Annotated in this window: 9 protein-coding genes; all 9 read left to right on the top strand. The window is 71.4% G+C overall.

Annotated elements, in window-relative coordinates; all coding sequences use genetic code 11:
- The first annotated feature begins 33 nt into the window (after nt 1-33).
- The 9 genes from OG741_RS29930 (at nt 34) to OG741_RS29970 (ending at nt 16,026) form a co-directional block, all read left to right on the top strand.
- Nucleotides 34-1,509, top strand: a complete 1,476-nt coding sequence (locus tag OG741_RS29930) for a 3' terminal RNA ribose 2'-O-methyltransferase Hen1 (protein ID WP_405603034.1) — start codon at nt 34-36, stop codon at nt 1,507-1,509.
- The gene (locus OG741_RS29935) at nt 1,506-4,085 is read left to right on the top strand and encodes a polynucleotide kinase-phosphatase (protein ID WP_405603036.1); all 2,580 of its coding nucleotides are present in this window, start codon (nt 1,506-1,508) and stop codon (nt 4,083-4,085) included. The genes OG741_RS29930 and OG741_RS29935 overlap by 4 nt, the downstream gene beginning before the upstream one ends.
- 308 nt (nt 4,086-4,393) lie before the next feature.
- The gene (locus OG741_RS29940) at nt 4,394-5,122 is read left to right on the top strand and encodes a Crp/Fnr family transcriptional regulator (RefSeq protein ID WP_405603038.1); all 729 of its coding nucleotides are present in this window, start codon (nt 4,394-4,396) and stop codon (nt 5,120-5,122) included.
- Between the two features lie 77 nt (nt 5,123-5,199).
- Nucleotides 5,200-6,027 carry a hypothetical protein gene (locus OG741_RS29945; RefSeq protein WP_405603039.1) on the top strand — a complete coding sequence of 276 codons (828 nt, stop codon included), beginning with the start codon at nt 5,200-5,202 and terminating at the stop codon, nt 6,025-6,027.
- A complete protein-coding gene (locus OG741_RS29950) occupies nt 6,024-8,318 on the top strand; it encodes a hypothetical protein (RefSeq protein ID WP_405603041.1) in 2,295 nt (764 codons plus the stop codon). Before OG741_RS29945 ends, OG741_RS29950 begins: the two co-directional genes overlap by 4 nt.
- Nucleotides 8,315-9,700 (top strand): hypothetical protein, encoded by a 1,386-nt coding sequence (locus OG741_RS29955; RefSeq protein WP_405603042.1) that lies wholly within the window; start codon nt 8,315-8,317, stop codon nt 9,698-9,700. Before OG741_RS29950 ends, OG741_RS29955 begins: the two co-directional genes overlap by 4 nt.
- 59 nt (nt 9,701-9,759) lie before the next feature.
- Nucleotides 9,760-10,206: a Pycsar system effector family protein gene (locus OG741_RS29960; RefSeq protein ID WP_266481952.1), complete on the top strand. Its 447-nt coding sequence runs from the start codon at nt 9,760-9,762 to the stop codon at nt 10,204-10,206.
- 7 nt (nt 10,207-10,213) lie between these two features.
- Entirely contained in the window at nt 10,214-12,655 is a 2,442-nt protein-coding gene (locus OG741_RS29965) for a VWA domain-containing protein (RefSeq protein ID WP_405603044.1), read from the top strand.
- A 41-nt stretch (nt 12,656-12,696) separates the two neighbouring features.
- Complete coding sequence (locus OG741_RS29970) at nt 12,697-16,026, top strand: tubulin-like doman-containing protein (protein WP_405603046.1); 3,330 nt, start codon at nt 12,697-12,699, stop codon at nt 16,024-16,026.
- Nucleotides 16,027-16,028 lie beyond the last annotated feature (2 nt).

Here is a 16,028-nt window from a genome sequence, read left to right on the forward strand (position 1 = left end):
TCGGGACGGGTGAATCCGGCCATACTCGGACGCGTGTTCCTGACGATCAGTACGACCGGTACCCCAGAGCGTCCCGCGACCGACCTCGGCTTTCTGCTGCACAAGCATCCCGACAAGGCGCAGACGTTCTCCACCTCGCACGGCACGGCGCATGTCTTCTATCCCGAGGCATCCACCGAGCGCTGCACGGCCGCGCTGCTGCTGGAGGTGGATCCGGTGGCGCTGGTGCGGCGCGGCAAGGGGAAGGGCCGCGGCGGAGCGCCCGATTCGGCGCTCGCGCAGTATGTGAACGATCGGCCCTACGCCGCGTCCTCGCTGCTGGCGGTCGCGCTGAGCAGCGTGTTCAAGAGCGCTCTGCGGGGCGTGTGTGCCGCGCTGCCCGGGCGGGCCGAGGCGCCGATGCCGCTGCGTGTCGAGGTGCCGGCGCTGCCCGCGCGCGGTGGCGCCGAGCTGGTCCACAAGCTCTTCGCGCCGCTGGGCTGGTCATCGGTCGAGGTGGAGCCGGTCGCGCTGGACGAGAAGTTCCCGCAGTGGGGCGACTCGCGTTACGTACAGCTGGTGCTGGAGGGGGAGCTGCGGCTGGCCGATGCGCTGCGGCAGTTGTACGTCCTGCTGCCGGTGCTCGACGACGCCAAGCACTACTGGGTCGCGCCCGACGAGGTGGACAAGCTGTTGCGGGCGGGCGAGGGCTGGCTGGCCGAGCACCCTGAGCAGAAGCTGATCACCAGCCGCTATCTGTCCCGGCGCTGGGGGCTGACGCGGCAGGCGATGGAGCGCCTCGAGCTGGTACGGCTCGCCGAGACCGACGACCTGGAGGTCGAGGCCGTCGACAACGCCGTGGACGAGACGACGGACACGGAAGAAAAGCCGGTGCCGCTGGCCGAGCAGCGGCGGGACGCGATTCTCGGGGCGCTCCGCGGTGCCGGGGCGAGCCGGGTGCTCGACCTGGGTTGTGGGCAGGGCCAGTTGGTGCAGGCGCTGCTCAAGGACGTTCGCTTCACCGAGATCGTCGGGGTGGACGTCTCGGTGCGTGCGCTCACCATCGCCGGGCGGCGGCTGAAGCTGGACCGGATGGGCGAGCGGCAGGCCGCGCGGGTCACGCTGCTCCAGGGCTCGCTCACGTACACCGACAAGCGGCTCGCGGGCTATGACGCGGCCGTACTGAGTGAGGTCATAGAGCACCTGGATCTGCCCCGGCTGCCCGCGCTGGAGTACGCGGTGTTCGGTTCCGCGCGGCCGCAGGCGGTGATCGTGACCACGCCGAACGTCGAGTACAACGTCCGCTGGGAGACGCTCCCCGCCGGGCATGTGCGCCACGGCGACCACCGCTTCGAGTGGACGCGCGCGGAATTCCGCGCATGGGCGGGGGCGGTCGCCGAACGAGACGGATACGACGTCGAGTTCGTGGCCGTGGGGCCCGACGACCCCGAGGTGGGGCCGCCCACTCAGATGGCTGTGTTCAGCAGAAACGACAAGACCGAGACCGAGAAGGAGGCGAAGGCCGCATGACCACGTCCGCCACGACCACCGCGCCCGTGAAGCGCAGGCTCCCGGTGACCGACCTGTCCCTCGTCGTCCTCGTCGGCGCCACCGGATCGGGCAAGTCCACCTTCGCCCGCAAGCACTTCAAGCCCACCGAGGTCATCTCCTCGGACTTCTGCCGCGGCCTCGTCGCCGACGACGAGAACGACCAGAGCGCGAGCGGCGACGCCTTCGACGTACTGCACTACATCGCGGGCAAGCGCCTCGCGGCCGGACGGCTGACCGTCGTCGACGCCACCAACGTGCAGCCGGAGAGCCGCAAGCATTTGGTGCGGCTGGCGCGCGAGTACGACGTGCTGCCGATCGCGATCGTCCTCGATCTGCCGGAAGAGGTGTGCGCCGAGCGCAATGCCGGGCGCCCCGACCGGGCCGGGATGCCCCGTCATGTCATCCAGCGCCACCGCCGCGAACTGCGCCGTTCGCTGCGCGACTTGGAGCGCGAGGGCTTCCGCAAGGTGCACGTCCTGCGCAGCGTGGAGGAGGTCGAGGCCGCCGAGGTCGTACTGGAGCGTCGCTACAACGACCTCACCCACCTCACCGGCCCCTTCGACATCATCGGCGACATCCACGGCTGCAGCTCCGAGCTGGAGACCCTGCTCGCCAAGCTCGGCTATGTGGACGGAGCACACCCCGAAGGCCGTACGGCCGTGTTCGTGGGTGACCTGGTCGACCGGGGACCCGACAGCCCCGGCGTCCTGCGCCGTGTGATGAGCATGGTCGCCTCCGGCCATGCCCTGTGCGTGCCGGGCAACCACGAGAACAAGCTCGGACGCTGGCTCAAGGGCAGGAACGTCCAGCACACCCACGGACTGGCCGAGACCATCGACCAGCTGGAGAAGGAGGACGACGCCTTCCGCGAGCAGGTGCGGGAGTTCATCGACGGACTCGTCAGCCACTACGTCCTCGACGAGGGCAAGCTCGTCGTCTGCCACGCCGGTCTGCCCGAGAAGTACCACGGGCGCACCTCGGGACGGGTCCGCTCGCACGCGCTGTACGGCGACACCACCGGCGAGACCGACGAGTTCGGCCTGCCCGTGCGCTACCCGTGGGCAGAGGACTACCGGGGCCGGGCCGCTGTGGTCTACGGCCACACACCCGTGCCCAACACCTCATGGATCAACAACACCATCTGCCTGGACACCGGAGCGGTCTTCGGCGGCAAGATGACCGCGCTGCGCTGGCCGGAGCGTGAGCTCGTCGACGTACCGGCCGAGAAGGTCTGGTACGAGCCGGTCAAGCCGCTCGTCACCGAGGCTCCGGGCGGTCGCGAAGGCAGGCCGCTCGCCCTCGCCGATGTGCAGGGGCGCCGGGTCGTGGAGACCCGGCACATGGCCCGCATCGGCGTGCGAGAGGAGAACGCCGCGGCGGCGCTCGAAGTCATGAGCCGTTTCGCGGTCGACCCGCGGCTGCTCACCTACCTGCCGCCGACGATGTCGCCGACCGCGACCTCGAAGGAGGAGGGCTATCTGGAGCACCCGGCCGAGGCCTTCGCCCAGTACCGGGCGGACGGCATCGCCAAGGTCGTGTGCGAGGAGAAGCACATGGGCTCGCGTGCGGTGGCACTGGTATGCCGTGACGCCGAGGCCGCTCGCGAGCGGTTCGGGGTCGACGGCCCCACGGGCGCGCTGCACACCCGTACGGGACGACCGTTCTTCGACGACCCCTCGGTCACCGAGGAGATCCTCGACCGGCTGCGCACGGCCGTCACCGCGGCCGGGCTCTGGCAGGAACTGGCTGCATCCGACAGCGCCTCCGGCGCGTGCGACTGGCTGCTGCTGGACGCCGAGCTGATGCCCTGGTCGCTCAAGGCGGCCGGGCTGCTGCGCTCGCAGTACGCGGCGGTGGGAGCCGCATCCGGCGCCGTCTTCCCGGGTGCCGCGGCTGCCCTCGAAGCAGCCGTCGCACGCGGCGTCCCGGTGGACGCGCTGCTCGCCAAACAGCGCGACCGGGCCGCCGACGCCGCGGCATTCACCGAGGCGTACCGGCGCTACTGCTGGACGACCGACGGGCTGGACGGGGTGCGTCTCGCGCCGTTCCAGATTCTCGCCGTGCAGGGGCGTTCGCTCGCCTCCGTACCGCACGACGAGCAGCTGGCCTGGCTGGACCGGCTGGTGGAGCACGACCCGACGGGTCTGCTCCAGGTCACCCGTCGCCTCATCGTCGACACAGCCGACGAGGCCTCGGTCGGCGCCGGTGTCGACTGGTGGCTGGAGATGACCGGCAGGGGTGGCGAAGGCATGGTCGTCAAGCCGCTGCAGGCCCTGGCGCGGGACGGGAAGGGCAGGCTCGTGCAGCCGGGCATCAAGGTCCGCGGCCGCGAGTACCTGCGGATCATCTACGGCCCCGAATACACCCGCCCCGAGAACCTGGAGCGGCTGCGCAACCGGTTCCTGAACCACAAGCGCTCGCTGGCGCTGCGGGAGTACGCGCTGGGGCTCGAGGCCCTGGACCGGCTTGCCGACGGGGAGCCGCTGTGGCGGGTCCACGAAGCGGTGTTCGCGGTGCTGGCACTGGAGTCGGAGCCGGTCGACCCCCGCCTCTGAGGGATGTCCGGCGGATCGGATTCGATCCGCCGGACCCCGCTCACTGATCCGGCCGGATCGACCGGACAGAACCCTAATCGGACTCCTGATCGACGGTACGAGGGGCGCACGGGTGCGGGTGAGGGGCGCACGCCGGTTTCGCGTTGACGCTCAAGTGCCGCGACACCTAGCGTTTTTCACCCCGCCGGGTGACGTGGAATCAACTCTGACTCTGAGCCTGAGAACGCCATCTGACGTGGGAGGAAGCAGACACCGACAGAAGCCGTGGTCCCCCGGAAAAGGGCCAGAAAAATCGTTGTGGGGGAGCGATGAGTCTGTTCGGCCAGGACCGCTCGTTCCTCGACGCCCTCGGCGTCCAGGACCGCCGGGCGCTGCTCGCCGAGGGCGCACCCCGTACCTACGAACCCGGCGACGTGATGATCCGCGAACGGGACACCACGACGTATGTGCTGGCGCTGCTCTCCGGCTGGGCGGTCGTCTCGGTCGAGACGGAGCGCAGCGCCCGGCTCATACTCGCCCTGCGCGGCGCGGGCGAGGTCGTGGGTGATCAGGCCGCCGTCGACCAGGGTTCCCGCAGCGCCACCGTCACCGCACTCGGACGGGTGGAGGCGGTGGCCGTGTCCGGAGTGCGTTTCCGTGGCTTCCTCGCCGCCCGGCCGCACGCCACATCGCTGATCATGCGTCAGCTCAGCACGAGGCTGCGCAGCTCCGACATCGAGCGCCGTTCCCTCGCCTCCGGGACCGTCCTGCAGCGGCTGGCCGCCCGCCTCGTCGAGCTCGCCGAGCGGGCCGGCCGCCGCGCCGACGAAGGCATCGTGCTCGAACTTCCCTTGCCGCAGCACGATCTGGCGGCAGCCATAGGAGCGACCCGGGAGGCGGTCGCCAAGGCATTGCGCCTGCTCAGGGAGCAGGACGTCGTCCGTACAGCCAACCGCACAGTGATCGTCACCGATCTTCAGGTGCTCCTGCTGCTCGCCCAGGGCCGGGGGCAGCCACCGGGGACACGCCCGCCGGAGAAATCTCCGCCGGCTGTGTAAACGGCTACATCGCCGGTTGCCGAGCGCGGCAAGAGTTGTCCTGTCACCAAGCGCCACAGCACACGCAGGGAGTCCTAGTGAGCAGTGCGGGAGCCGTCCACAGACTGGTCGTCTTCGGAGACGCCTGTGGTTCGGGGGAGTTGGGCCTGGAAGCCAAGAAGCGCATGCGCGCCGCGATGTACGAGGCGTTCGCGGAGGCATACGCGTCCGTCGGCATCGAGCCGGACCGGGTCCACCAGGAGGACAGGGGAGACGGCATACTCGCGGCCCTGCAGCCCGAGGTGCCGCCGACCCTCATGGTCGGCAGGTGGGTCGACACCCTCTACGAGAGCCTGCGGGAGCTCAACGACGGCAGCGCACAGCGCCTCCGGTTACGCGTCGGCATGAACGCGGGCCTCGTCCTCAACGACGGCAAGGGCCTTGTGGGACGCGCGGTGGACCTCGCCTGCCGGCTGTGCGACAGCGCCGCGGCGAAGCGGGTCATGACCAACGCCCCCGACGCCGACCTGCTGATCGTGGTCTCCGACTGGCTGTACGCCAATGTGGTCGCCGAGGGCGGGCGCTATGTCGAGCCGGGCCACTACCGCCAGGCGCCGGTGAAGAACAAGGAGACCGACGAGGCGGCATGGTTCCTCATTCCCCGCCGGCCGGAGCCGCCGCTCGACGGTCCGGCCGGGCATCAGACCGGCGGTGGGCCGAAGGGGGACGGCCCACCGCCTCCTTCCCCGCCGGATGTGAACCCCGCAGCGGGCGATGAGCCGCCCACGAAGCTGACGAAGCCGACGAAGCCGGCGAAGCAGTACAACGCCCAGGGAGACATGCAGATCTTCGAGGGCAACAAGATCCACGGTGGATTCACCGGCATCCGCAAAGACCGCCCGGGCACGGGAGGCGACGCCGCATGAGCGACCAGGACGACGCCCCGCCCCAGGACGACAAGAGCGAGGATGCGCAGCCGCAGCCCTCCGCGTCCGAGAACAGCGGCGGCGACTCGGGCGAGCCGCAGCAGACCGAGGCCAACCCCTTCGAGAAGGCCGGACGCAACCCCCTCGGCGGCGCGGGCGGCACCGGCGGCGCGGGCACCGCGCACGCCGCCCGGCGCACCTTCGCACCCGGCCGTGCCGAGCGCACGTACGACATCCGCGGCGACGGCCAGGTGTATGAGGGCAATCTCTTCATCGGCCAGTTCGGCCCCGACAGCCGGCCCGTGGTCCAGGGCAGGGTCCCGCAGGAGACGCTGAATCAGCTCGCCGACGTCTACTGCGAGGCGTCCGGCTACCACCGGATGAAGCAACTCCTGCGCACCGACGGCCTTCTGGTGCTGTGCGGCGAACCGGGCAGCGGCCGCAAGGCTACCGCGCTCGCCCTGCTCTCCGAGCTGACGGGCAACCAGGTCACCCGCCTCGACCCCACTCACGCGGTGCACGAGATCAACGAGCAGATGATCGAGAGCGCGGTCGGGCATCTGCTGGAGCTGCCGCAGGACGACGGGCGGCGCGAACCCGAGCGCGTCCGGGGCGAGCACCGCAGGGAAACCCGCAGGCCCGGCCGCCTCTCCGAGCTGCACCTCGACCGCTTCGCCGAAATGCTGCGCAAGGCCGATGCGTACGGAGTGGTGCTGATCGAGAGCGGAGACCTGGCCGACCGGGTGCTCCGCGGCCGCTACGGCATGTACTGCCCGCCCGCCCCCGCCGACGAGGTGCTCCACCGCCACCTGCGGGTGCTGCTCAAGGGCGAGCCGGAAGGTGCCCTGGACAGCGCGCGAGCGCTGGCCGTGCGGACCGATGTCACCGAGGCACTCGGCCTCGACGAGCTGCGACCCCGGGAGGCCGCCCGGCTCGCCGACCTTCTGGCGCGCCGCCAGAAGGGCGAGCTGACGGACGAGCAACTGCTGGACGACTGCGCCTCCTTCGTCCGGGCACAGGCACGCGCGTGGTTCGCCGGGGCAGACCGGCCCGGCACCCTTCCCGAGGCGCAGCCGACGCTGAGCGCCGCCGCGTTCCGTATCGCCGTGGCCGTGTTCAACGGCTCTCCCTACAGCCTTACGGCGGAGGCCGCCGAACTCCTGGCGTGGGAACTTGCGGTGACCCTCGACCCCGAAGAGCCCACGGGGCGACGGCTCTTCGGCACGCATGCCGAGATCCGCCCGATGCTCGCCCGCTCCGTGCTGGAGGACGGCGAACTCGACCTCGGAGATGCCAAGGTCCCCATGCGGGCCATCCGTTTCCAGGGCGAGGCGCTCGCGACCGCCGTGCTCCGCGAGGTGTGGCACGGCTATCACAATGTGCGCGGCCCCATGGCCCGCTGGCTGCGGGTCCTGTGCGACGACCCGCGCCCCGAGGTGTGGGTGCGCGCCTCCATCGCGGCCGGTGTTCTGTGCTCCTGGGACTGGATCTACGGATTCGGTGAACTGGTGCGCCCCATGGCCACGCTGGACGGCGTCGTCCCGCAGATGGCCGCGGCCACGGCGCTCGCCGAGGCGGCGCGCGAGCCGAAGGTGCAGCCCGCAGTCAAGGCGCTGGTGAAGGACTGGGCGAAGAGCGAGAACGAGTCACTGCGCGACACCGCCGTGCTGGCCCACGGCTATGCCCTGCCGGCCGGATCGGTCAGGTCCTCGCTCGACGCGCTGGCGAGCGTGGTGCGCAAGCTCGACGACGAGGACGCCGGCGTGATCGGTACGGCGTCGTTCAGTGTCATGCGGCTCCTCGCGTCCGGTGAGCCCGAGACGGTCGTCGAACGGCTCGTCGACTGGGTGGAGGACGGGCGCCGCAAGCTCGTCGACCTTGTGCTGATCTCCATGATCGGGACGCTCACCATGCGTACCACCTACCTCTGGGGCCTTGACGAGGTCCCCGAACTCGAGCCGTACGACGCACAGCCGCTGATCGTCGCGCTGCTGGCGACCCGGCCGGAGCTCGCGCCGGATCTGGCGGACCTGGTGCGGCGCGCCGTGTCCACCGCCCGCGCCGGAGGGACGGCGCTCGACGAGCTGAGCAGCCTGCTGCGCCGGGCCGCCCGCAATGAGGAGGCGCTCGGGCTGGTCTGCGGGTTCCTGCCGCTGCTCGCCACGACGCGCAGGGACCGCGACCGGCTGCGGAGTCTGCTGGCGGACCTCGTCAGGGACCGCGACAGGCCGATGGACAAGGCGGCGGCGGGGCGGATGTGGGACGCCGTGGGTGAAGGAGCTGAGCGATGACCGCACGCGGGGAGGACGAGGAGCCGGCGGCGGCGAAGCAGAACCAGGGCTGGGAGTGGAAGCAGAACCAGAACCGGATACCGCAGCAGGAGCAGCGCCAGGGGCAGCCCGCGCAGCCGCGGAACCTGGCGCAGAACCGGGAACAGCGCCCGTGGCAGCGCGCGGAGCAGGACGGGAACCGGGACGGGAACAGGGACAGGGATATGGACCGGGACAAGGACCGGGAGCAGCACCGGGAGCGTCCTAAGGGGCCACTCGTACGCGAGTGCTCGCCGCCGTACCGACGCCGCAGCGGCCAGATCGTGGCGGTCGTGATGTACGGGAGCGGCGGACACAGCGTGGTGTGGCCGGGGCGCCGCGAGAACCACGATCGGCGGTGGCTGCTCAGCCGCGCCTACACCGTGTTCGAGGTGCTTCTTGGCCGGAACGTCACCGAGTTCGACCTGCGGCTGCCCGCCTCGGGAGACGGGATCTTCTTCGACGCGTCGGCGAAGGTGCACTGGGAGGTCACGGACCCCTATGTGGTGGTCACCCAACGGGTCTGGGACGTCGCCGAGTTGCTGCACGACGAACTTCTCGACGGGCTGCGCGCCGTGTCGCGGCGATTCGCACTCACCGATGCGCAGCGTGCGGACGAGGCGGTACGGGAGGAACTGCGGGCCGGCCGGCTGGTCCTGGGCCGCGACCTCGGCCTGCGCACCTGGGTCCATGTCTTCATCGATCTCAGCACGGTGGTCCAGCAGAACGTCCAGAAGCAGTACGAGGACGCGGCCGAGCGGCGGATGGTCGCCGAACGGGCCCGTGAACTGGAGATCCTTCTGCGCCGCGGCGAGGAAGCCGAGATCGCGCACCACATGGCGCAGAACCCCGACAAGCAGTGGGAGATCCGGCGCGCGATCCGGCAGGAGAAGCGTGATGGCCAGGCCGACTTCCTCGCGGTGTTCAACCGGCTCATCGACAGTGGCGTCCTGGAGCGTCACGACATCGGAGAGCCGATGTACGAGGTGCTGCAGTTCCTGCGGGAGAGCACCGGCGGTGTGCTCGGCGGGGTCGTCGACCATGTGCTGCCCCGGTCGGGCGCGCCGCGACCCGCGCTGGAGGAACGCGCGATGCGGCCGGAGCCGCGGCGGCCCTCCTGGGACGAGGAGGCGCCGGCCGGGCTCGGTTCGGGCTCCGGTTCGCGCGACGGTTCGGTTTCCGGTTCGGGTTTCGGCCCGCTCGACGGTCCGCTGGACGGCTACGCCGCGGGCCCGGGCGATCCCCATGTGTACGAACCGACCCGGGTGGAGTCGGCCGCGGAGCGGGACCTCGACGAGCGCCGCCGGTCCCGGCGGTCTCCCACCAAGCCGAGCGAGGCATTCGACGACTGGGACGACGAATGAGTTCCGGCGCCTTGGGGCCCGGCCCACCGGGGCCCACCGCGCCCGAAGATGTCCGCTTCATGGCGGAGCGTCTGCTGACCTCGGTCCGCGAGGACATCGGCAGAGCCGACACGAAGGCGGCGATCCTGCTCTCCGGCGCGGTCGCCTTCCTCGCCGTCGTGGCCTCCAAGGGCCAGACCCCGCTGCCCGCCGCGGACTCGGTGCCGCCGCTACTCGTCGTGGGCGGACTGTTCTGGAGCGCGGGCGTACTGATGCTCGTCGCCGTGATCCTGCCGCGCACCCGGATCGGCGCCGACCGCACCCTGCTGCGCGACCTGGCGACCCGCGCCACGTCCGAACAACTGCTGGCCCGCCTCGCCGCGTCGGGCGAGGACGTCACCGGCTGGCTGCTCGACCAGGCGAGCGTGCACGGAGCGGTGCTCGCCGCGAAATACCGGTGGCTGCGCCTGGGCGTGTGTTCCCTCGCGCTCGGCGCGCTACTGGCCCTCTTCAGTGAACTGTGGTGAGAAGACGATGCAGCTGAGAAGCAAGGCGGGCGCGCTGGTTGTGACCGGTGTGCTGCTGGCCCTGTCCGGGCCGCCGAACGCGACGGCGACGGAGCCCGCCCGTGCGCCCGGCGCGGCCGAAGCCGCGGCCGAAGGCCCGGATCCGATCGACTTCGCCGTGGTCGTCGACCAGTCGAAGTCCCTCGCCGACAAGGATCTGATACGCGAGGTGGAGGCGGCGGCACTGCTCAGCCAGGGCGAGATCTCCGAGCGTTCCCGCGCCGCCGTCATCGGCTTCGGCAGCTCCGAGAAGGCGGGACAGTCACCGGTGCGGGAGGTGTGCGGGCTGACGGTCGCCGACGCCGCCGGTCGGCAGCGCCTGAGCGACTGCGTACAGCAGCTGTCCCGCAGGGACCCCCAACACACCGGCCCCGGAACCGACTTCCCGGCCGCGGTGCGCCAGGCCGTCGACCGGCTGTCCGAAGGTGCGGACAGCGCCGTCCCGAAGGTCGTCTTCCTGCTCACCGACGGCAAGCTCGACGTCAGTGACAGCCCGGAGTACGGCACCGACGCCGCCAGCCGCCAGGCCAACGGCGCCAAGCGGCTGACCGAGGAACTCGCCCGCGCCCGCAGAGAGTCCGTCCAGATCTGGCCGCTCGGCTTCGGCAGCCAGATCGACAAGGCGGCCCTGACCGCGATGGCCGAGGGCGGTTACCGCAACGGCTGCGCCGATCTGCCCGGCGCCACACCCCGGATGCGGGTCGTGGACAGCTCGGCGGAGATCGACAAGGCGCTCCAGGAGACCTTCGCCGCGGCCCGCTGCGCCCAGATCGCGCACGGAACGGTCGGAAAGCCCCCGGCCAATCTGACGGTGACGATCCCGCCGATCGCCACCGACGGCTCGATCACGGTCAGCAAGCACGACCCCAAGGTGTCGGTCACGTACTACGACCCGAGCGGCCGAAAGGTGCCCACCCAGGGGGAGTTCGACGGCTCGACCTTCGAGACCAGCGGCCAGGACGGACCGGTCGAGGCGCTGCGGGTGAAGAACCCGCTGCCGGGCCGCTGGCGCGTCCATGTCGAGGCGCCCGAGGGTCACCGGGACCGGGAGGTCGCGGTCCGCGCCATCTGGCAGGGCAGGCTGCGTTCCGCGGTGACCCTGGACCCGGCATCCCCGAGGGCGGGAGAGCGTGCCGTCGTCGAGGTACGGATGCAGACCAGGCGTGGTGTCGTGGTCACCGACCCGCGCCAGCTGGCGGGCGTCAAGGTCTCCGCGCGGCTGTCCGGAACCGGATTCGCCCCGGTCACCGTGAGCCTCGCGGACGACGGCCGGGAACCGGACCGCCAGGCCCAGGACGTGCGCTTCACGGGCACGCTCACCGTACCGGCCGGCGCCTCGGGCGATCTCGAACTCACCACGCAGATGGCCGCCCCCGGGGTCACCGCCGACCACCGCCCCCTGCACGCCCGTGTCGCCTCGGGCACCGAGAAGGTCACCGCAGGCCTGACCGTCGAGCGGAAGACCGTGCACCCAGGTGACACCGTCGAAGGCACCCTCGACGTCACCAACAACGACACCGTCCCGCACACCCTGCGCCTCGCCCTCGACGAGCAGTCGCCCGGCTCGGCGGTGCGTATCAGCCCGGCCACCGTCACGGCGCCCCCCGGCGAGCGCACCCGTGCCAAGTTCACCCTCTCGCTGGGCCACGGCACCCCGCTCGGTGAGGTGGGCGGAAACATCACGGTCGTCGACACCGGCGACGAAGGACGGGTGCTCGACACCTCGTTCCTCGATGTCCGCGTCGAGGCGCCGCCCACCTGGTGGGACCACTGGTGGGGCCCGGTGACCGGCGGCGCGACGCTGGCGCTGCTGCTCGCGGCCTTCGCGGTCGTACGTCTCGCGGCACGCAGGCGGCGCCGTGATCTGTCCGGCGTACAGCTGGAGTTGAGCACGGACGGCCGGGCGCTCGACGAGCTCACCATCCGGTCGGGGCAGAGCACCGGCGGCGAATTCCACTTCACGGTGGACCGGGCCAGGGGCGCCGCGCCCTCGCTGCAGCGCAGTACACCCGGAGCGTCCGGGGCCCACCGGCTGCGGCGCACCGGAGGGGGCGAGCTGTTGCTGCGCCCGCACCAGGGGCGCGAAAGCGCCGTACGCGCGGGCGAGGCCACCGGTATCGCCGACGGCCTGGAGCTCGTCGTACGCGACCGGCGCGCCCCGGCCGCACGGCCGTCACGTGGCGCGTGGTCCGGCAGCGGCCGGGGCCGCGGACATGGAGGGTCCGGCAGCGGCCGGGGCGGTGGACGCGACGGACGGACCGAGGGCGATGCGGGCGGCGCGCAGCCGCGAGGCCGCTGGTCGAGGCCCAACCGTGGCAGCGATGTGCCGGACCGCCCGCGCCCGGAGGCCGACCCGGGCGCCAGTGGAGAACAGCCCGCCGGCACGCGCCGGTTCGACCCCAATTTCTGAGTGACGACGGGCTGTCGCGGACAGCCCCAACGGGAGACGAGATGAAGATCTACCAGCCCATGCTCTTCGTCGGCCTGGGCGGAACCGGCGGTCGGATCGGCGCCGAGCTCGAACGCGGTCTGCGCCGGGAGCTGTGCGGCCCCGACGGCACCAACCTGGTGGCCGCCGGCCGCCGCGCCCCCTTCCAGCTGCCGGACCATCTGCAGTTCGTCTACGCCGACTTCAGCGAGGCGGAACTCGACCGGTTGCCGCAGTTCAGCGCCAAGGGCGTCGAGGCCGCCGCGTACGCGCGTACCTCACGCGTCGTCCACGACCTGCTGCCCACCGGCTACGACAGCTCCCCCGAGGTGACCCGCATGCTGCGGGTCGCCCTGCACGACGAGACCCACAGCTGGCTGCCACCCCAGGAGCGGCAGCCGCGCGTGGCACCGCTGCACAACGGCGCCGGGCAACTGCCCACGGTGGGCCGGGCCGCCCTCTTCGCCACGCTCCGCAGCGGACTGGAGCCGGTACTGCGCCAGCTGCGCGCGGCCATCAGCACCATCAGCAACTCCGCCGGAGACCTCCGCGACCTCGGTGGGCGGCAGATCCGCGGCTGCGACGTATTCGTGGCGTTCTCGGTGGCGGGAGGCACCGGAGCCGGGATCTACTACGACTTCATCCACCTCATCGGGCACGAGTTCCGCAAGTCCAAGGTGCCCGGGGTGAAGATCTATCCGCTCGTCGTCATGCCGTCGGCGTTCACGCCGGAGGCCGGCGGCGGACGTGAGGCCGAGCTCAACTCCGCCCGCGCGCTGGTGGATCTCTCCCGGCTGGTCGACGACCAGAACGTCCCCTACGCCCACGGCGAGCTCGGCGATGTGGAGCAGCGCGGCTCGATCAGCGTGCGCTATCCCGTGGACGGGGTCGTCGCGCTGCGCCCCTCGACCGTGCAGACGGCCTTCCTCTTCAGCAGGCCCGCCGTCATCCGCCCGGAGGACCTGCGCCGTTCCATCACCGCGATGGTGATGTCGCTCATCGGTACGGAGCTGGGGGACGAGAACAACCAGGGGCGCTCCGAGGACGACTACCAGTCGTTCGCGGCCAGTTTCGTCAACAAGAGCGTGGAGCGCTCGACCCCGGCCCGCTCGGGTATCGGCTACCGCGGCATGTCGACCAGCCTGGCCGCCTCCCTGACCGTCCCCGTCGACGATCTCGCCGAGATAGTGGCGGGCCGGATGCTCGCCCACGCGGTCCGGGGCATGGCCGAGGACGCCCGGCGTCCCCGCGAGGACGGCAGCGAGCGGGTCCGGGAGCTCTTCGAACGCTCGGGCATCGACAGGCTGTGGACCCGTGAGGCACCGGAGATCCCGGTCCCCGATCCGCTGCCCAAGGGGTCCAAGCAGATCGGCCAGGCGCTCCGCGACCGGATCGGGGACATGGAGGACCGCCTCAGCCGGCTGGGCCGCGACCTGGAGCGGGAGGTGCCGCGGCTGGTCGAGGACTTCAAACCGCAGGCCGGCGCGCGTGAACTCCTGGGCCTGATCGGGCCGTTCCAACTGGAGCGGACCCTCGCCGGTCTGCCCGGCCATCCTCAGCGGCCCGCCGAGGTCGGGTTCGCCGGGATGCTGGAGAACCGCAAGAACGACCCGGAGCGGCCGGACGGCATCCAGCCCTCCGCTCCCAAGATCCCGCGGATCAAGGGCGCCGTGGGCGGTCTCGTACCGGCCCGCTGGGGCGACCCGGACGTCCAGGAGGCGATCGACGAGCAGGACGCCTGGTACCGCTGGCGGGCCAACCGGCTGTGGCACCAGGCCTGGAAGGAGCAGGAGTCCCGGTGGCGGCCCCCGCTGGCCCGCGCGAGCAAGGAGATCGGTGAACTCGCCAGGGCCCTGCGCGCCCACGAGGAGGGCGAGCGCAAGCTGTTCATGGAGCGCCGCAAGGAGCTCTACCGCGACGACCGCACCGGTGTCTCGTATCTGCTGCCGCCGCAGAGCAACCTCCGGGCCTTCTACGACGATGTCTTCGACCGGCTCGTCCAGCACGAGGGTCTGCCGGACAACACCGATCCCGCCGGGCTGCTGGCCAGACTGATCCAGCCCGAGGACTGGCAGCGCGCGCTGGAAGCAGGACGCCGCTCCCCGCGCGCCGCCGTCAAGGAGATCAAGCAGGTCGTCGAGCAGCGCGTGAAGGGCCTCTTCGGGGAGGCGAGCGTGCTCAACGACCGTCCCCTGCTGCCCTCGATGGCGGTGCTGCTGCGGGCCGCGGCCGGGGACGAGGACGCCGAGGCCACCGTGGACAGCCGCTGGCTGGAGCAGTTCCGCTCGCAGCTGGCGGGACTGCTGCCGGTCGGCTTCACCCCCGACGGCAGCGGTCCGCTGAAGGTCCTGGTCGTACACCCGCAGAGCGAGGCTGACGGCCGGGCCGCACAGTTCCTGCAGCAGGAGCTGAACCTGCCGCGCGACCCCCAGGCGACCCAGGAGTACCGGGCGGTGGACACCGAGTCCATCACGGTGGTCCTGTTCCGCAGCGGTATGAGTCTGACCGATGTCTCCGAGGTACGGCATGTGCTCAGGCTCTGGGCGGAGGCGCGGGACGCCGCCGGGGTGGACGACTTCCTGCACTGGCGGCAGCGGCTCGGCTACCGCGACGACTGGCTTGCCAGCACGGAGGACGACCGGCAGCGGATTCTGCACCGGATCCTCTGCGCGATGTGGAACGGCCGCGTCGATGTCGAAGGACCGGCCACATCACCCGAGTTGATAAGGATCCGGCTCCAGGACGGCGACTCGGCGACCATGACCCTGCGCCTGGAGGCCTTCGACGGATCCGTCTCCAGCTGGGCCGGGCTGCTGCCCGCGTACGAGCGGTGGGCGCTGCTGGACGAGGGACAGATCATCGAGGACTTCTGCGACCGGCTGATGCGCACCCAGCCCACCGGGCTCGCCACCACGCCCGTTGCTCCCTCGCCGCTGTTCAAGACACTCGTGCACGAGGTGGCTCCGCGGCAGATCGCGCTCCTGGACGAGCTCACCGGGCAGTACGGCAAAGAGGACGAGGAGTGGCTCGTACCCCTGCGGCACTTCTGGGAGCAGACCCTCAAGGGAGCCCTTGAGCTGCGCTTCCCGGGGGCGTCGCGGCCCACCCGGCCCTCGCTTCGGGCACTGGACGAGCGCTATGCGCGCCAGGCCGCCGAGCAGCCGGACGGGCGGTCCAACGGCGGGCGCAGCGCCGGGGCACCGGCGCCCGGGTGGCACGAGCCCGAGGCCCCGCGGCGTGAACAGGAACGGCGCGAGCCCCCGAGGCCACGGCAGTCCCCGGAGCACGGGGCGCCGGAAGCCGACACGTCCTCGGCGAGGTACCCCTGGGACCGGGACGGCGGGGAGGAGTGAAG

The organism is Streptomyces sp. NBC_01410 (assembly GCF_045040195.1).
GTDB lineage: Bacteria > Actinomycetota > Actinomycetes > Streptomycetales > Streptomycetaceae > Streptomyces.

Coding starts and splice junctions, on each gene's coding strand:
- OG741_RS29935 (WP_405603036.1), top strand. CDS start 1,506: ATGACCACGTCCGCCACGACCACCGCGCCCGTGAAGCGCAGGCTCCCG.
- OG741_RS29940 (WP_405603038.1), top strand. CDS start 4,394: ATGAGTCTGTTCGGCCAGGACCGCTCGTTCCTCGACGCCCTCGGCGTC.
- OG741_RS29950 (WP_405603041.1), top strand. CDS start 6,024: ATGAGCGACCAGGACGACGCCCCGCCCCAGGACGACAAGAGCGAGGAT.
- OG741_RS29955 (WP_405603042.1), top strand. CDS start 8,315: ATGACCGCACGCGGGGAGGACGAGGAGCCGGCGGCGGCGAAGCAGAAC.
- OG741_RS29960 (WP_266481952.1), top strand. CDS start 9,760: ATGGCGGAGCGTCTGCTGACCTCGGTCCGCGAGGACATCGGCAGAGCC.
- OG741_RS29965 (WP_405603044.1), top strand. CDS start 10,214: ATGCAGCTGAGAAGCAAGGCGGGCGCGCTGGTTGTGACCGGTGTGCTG.
- OG741_RS29970 (WP_405603046.1), top strand. CDS start 12,697: ATGAAGATCTACCAGCCCATGCTCTTCGTCGGCCTGGGCGGAACCGGC.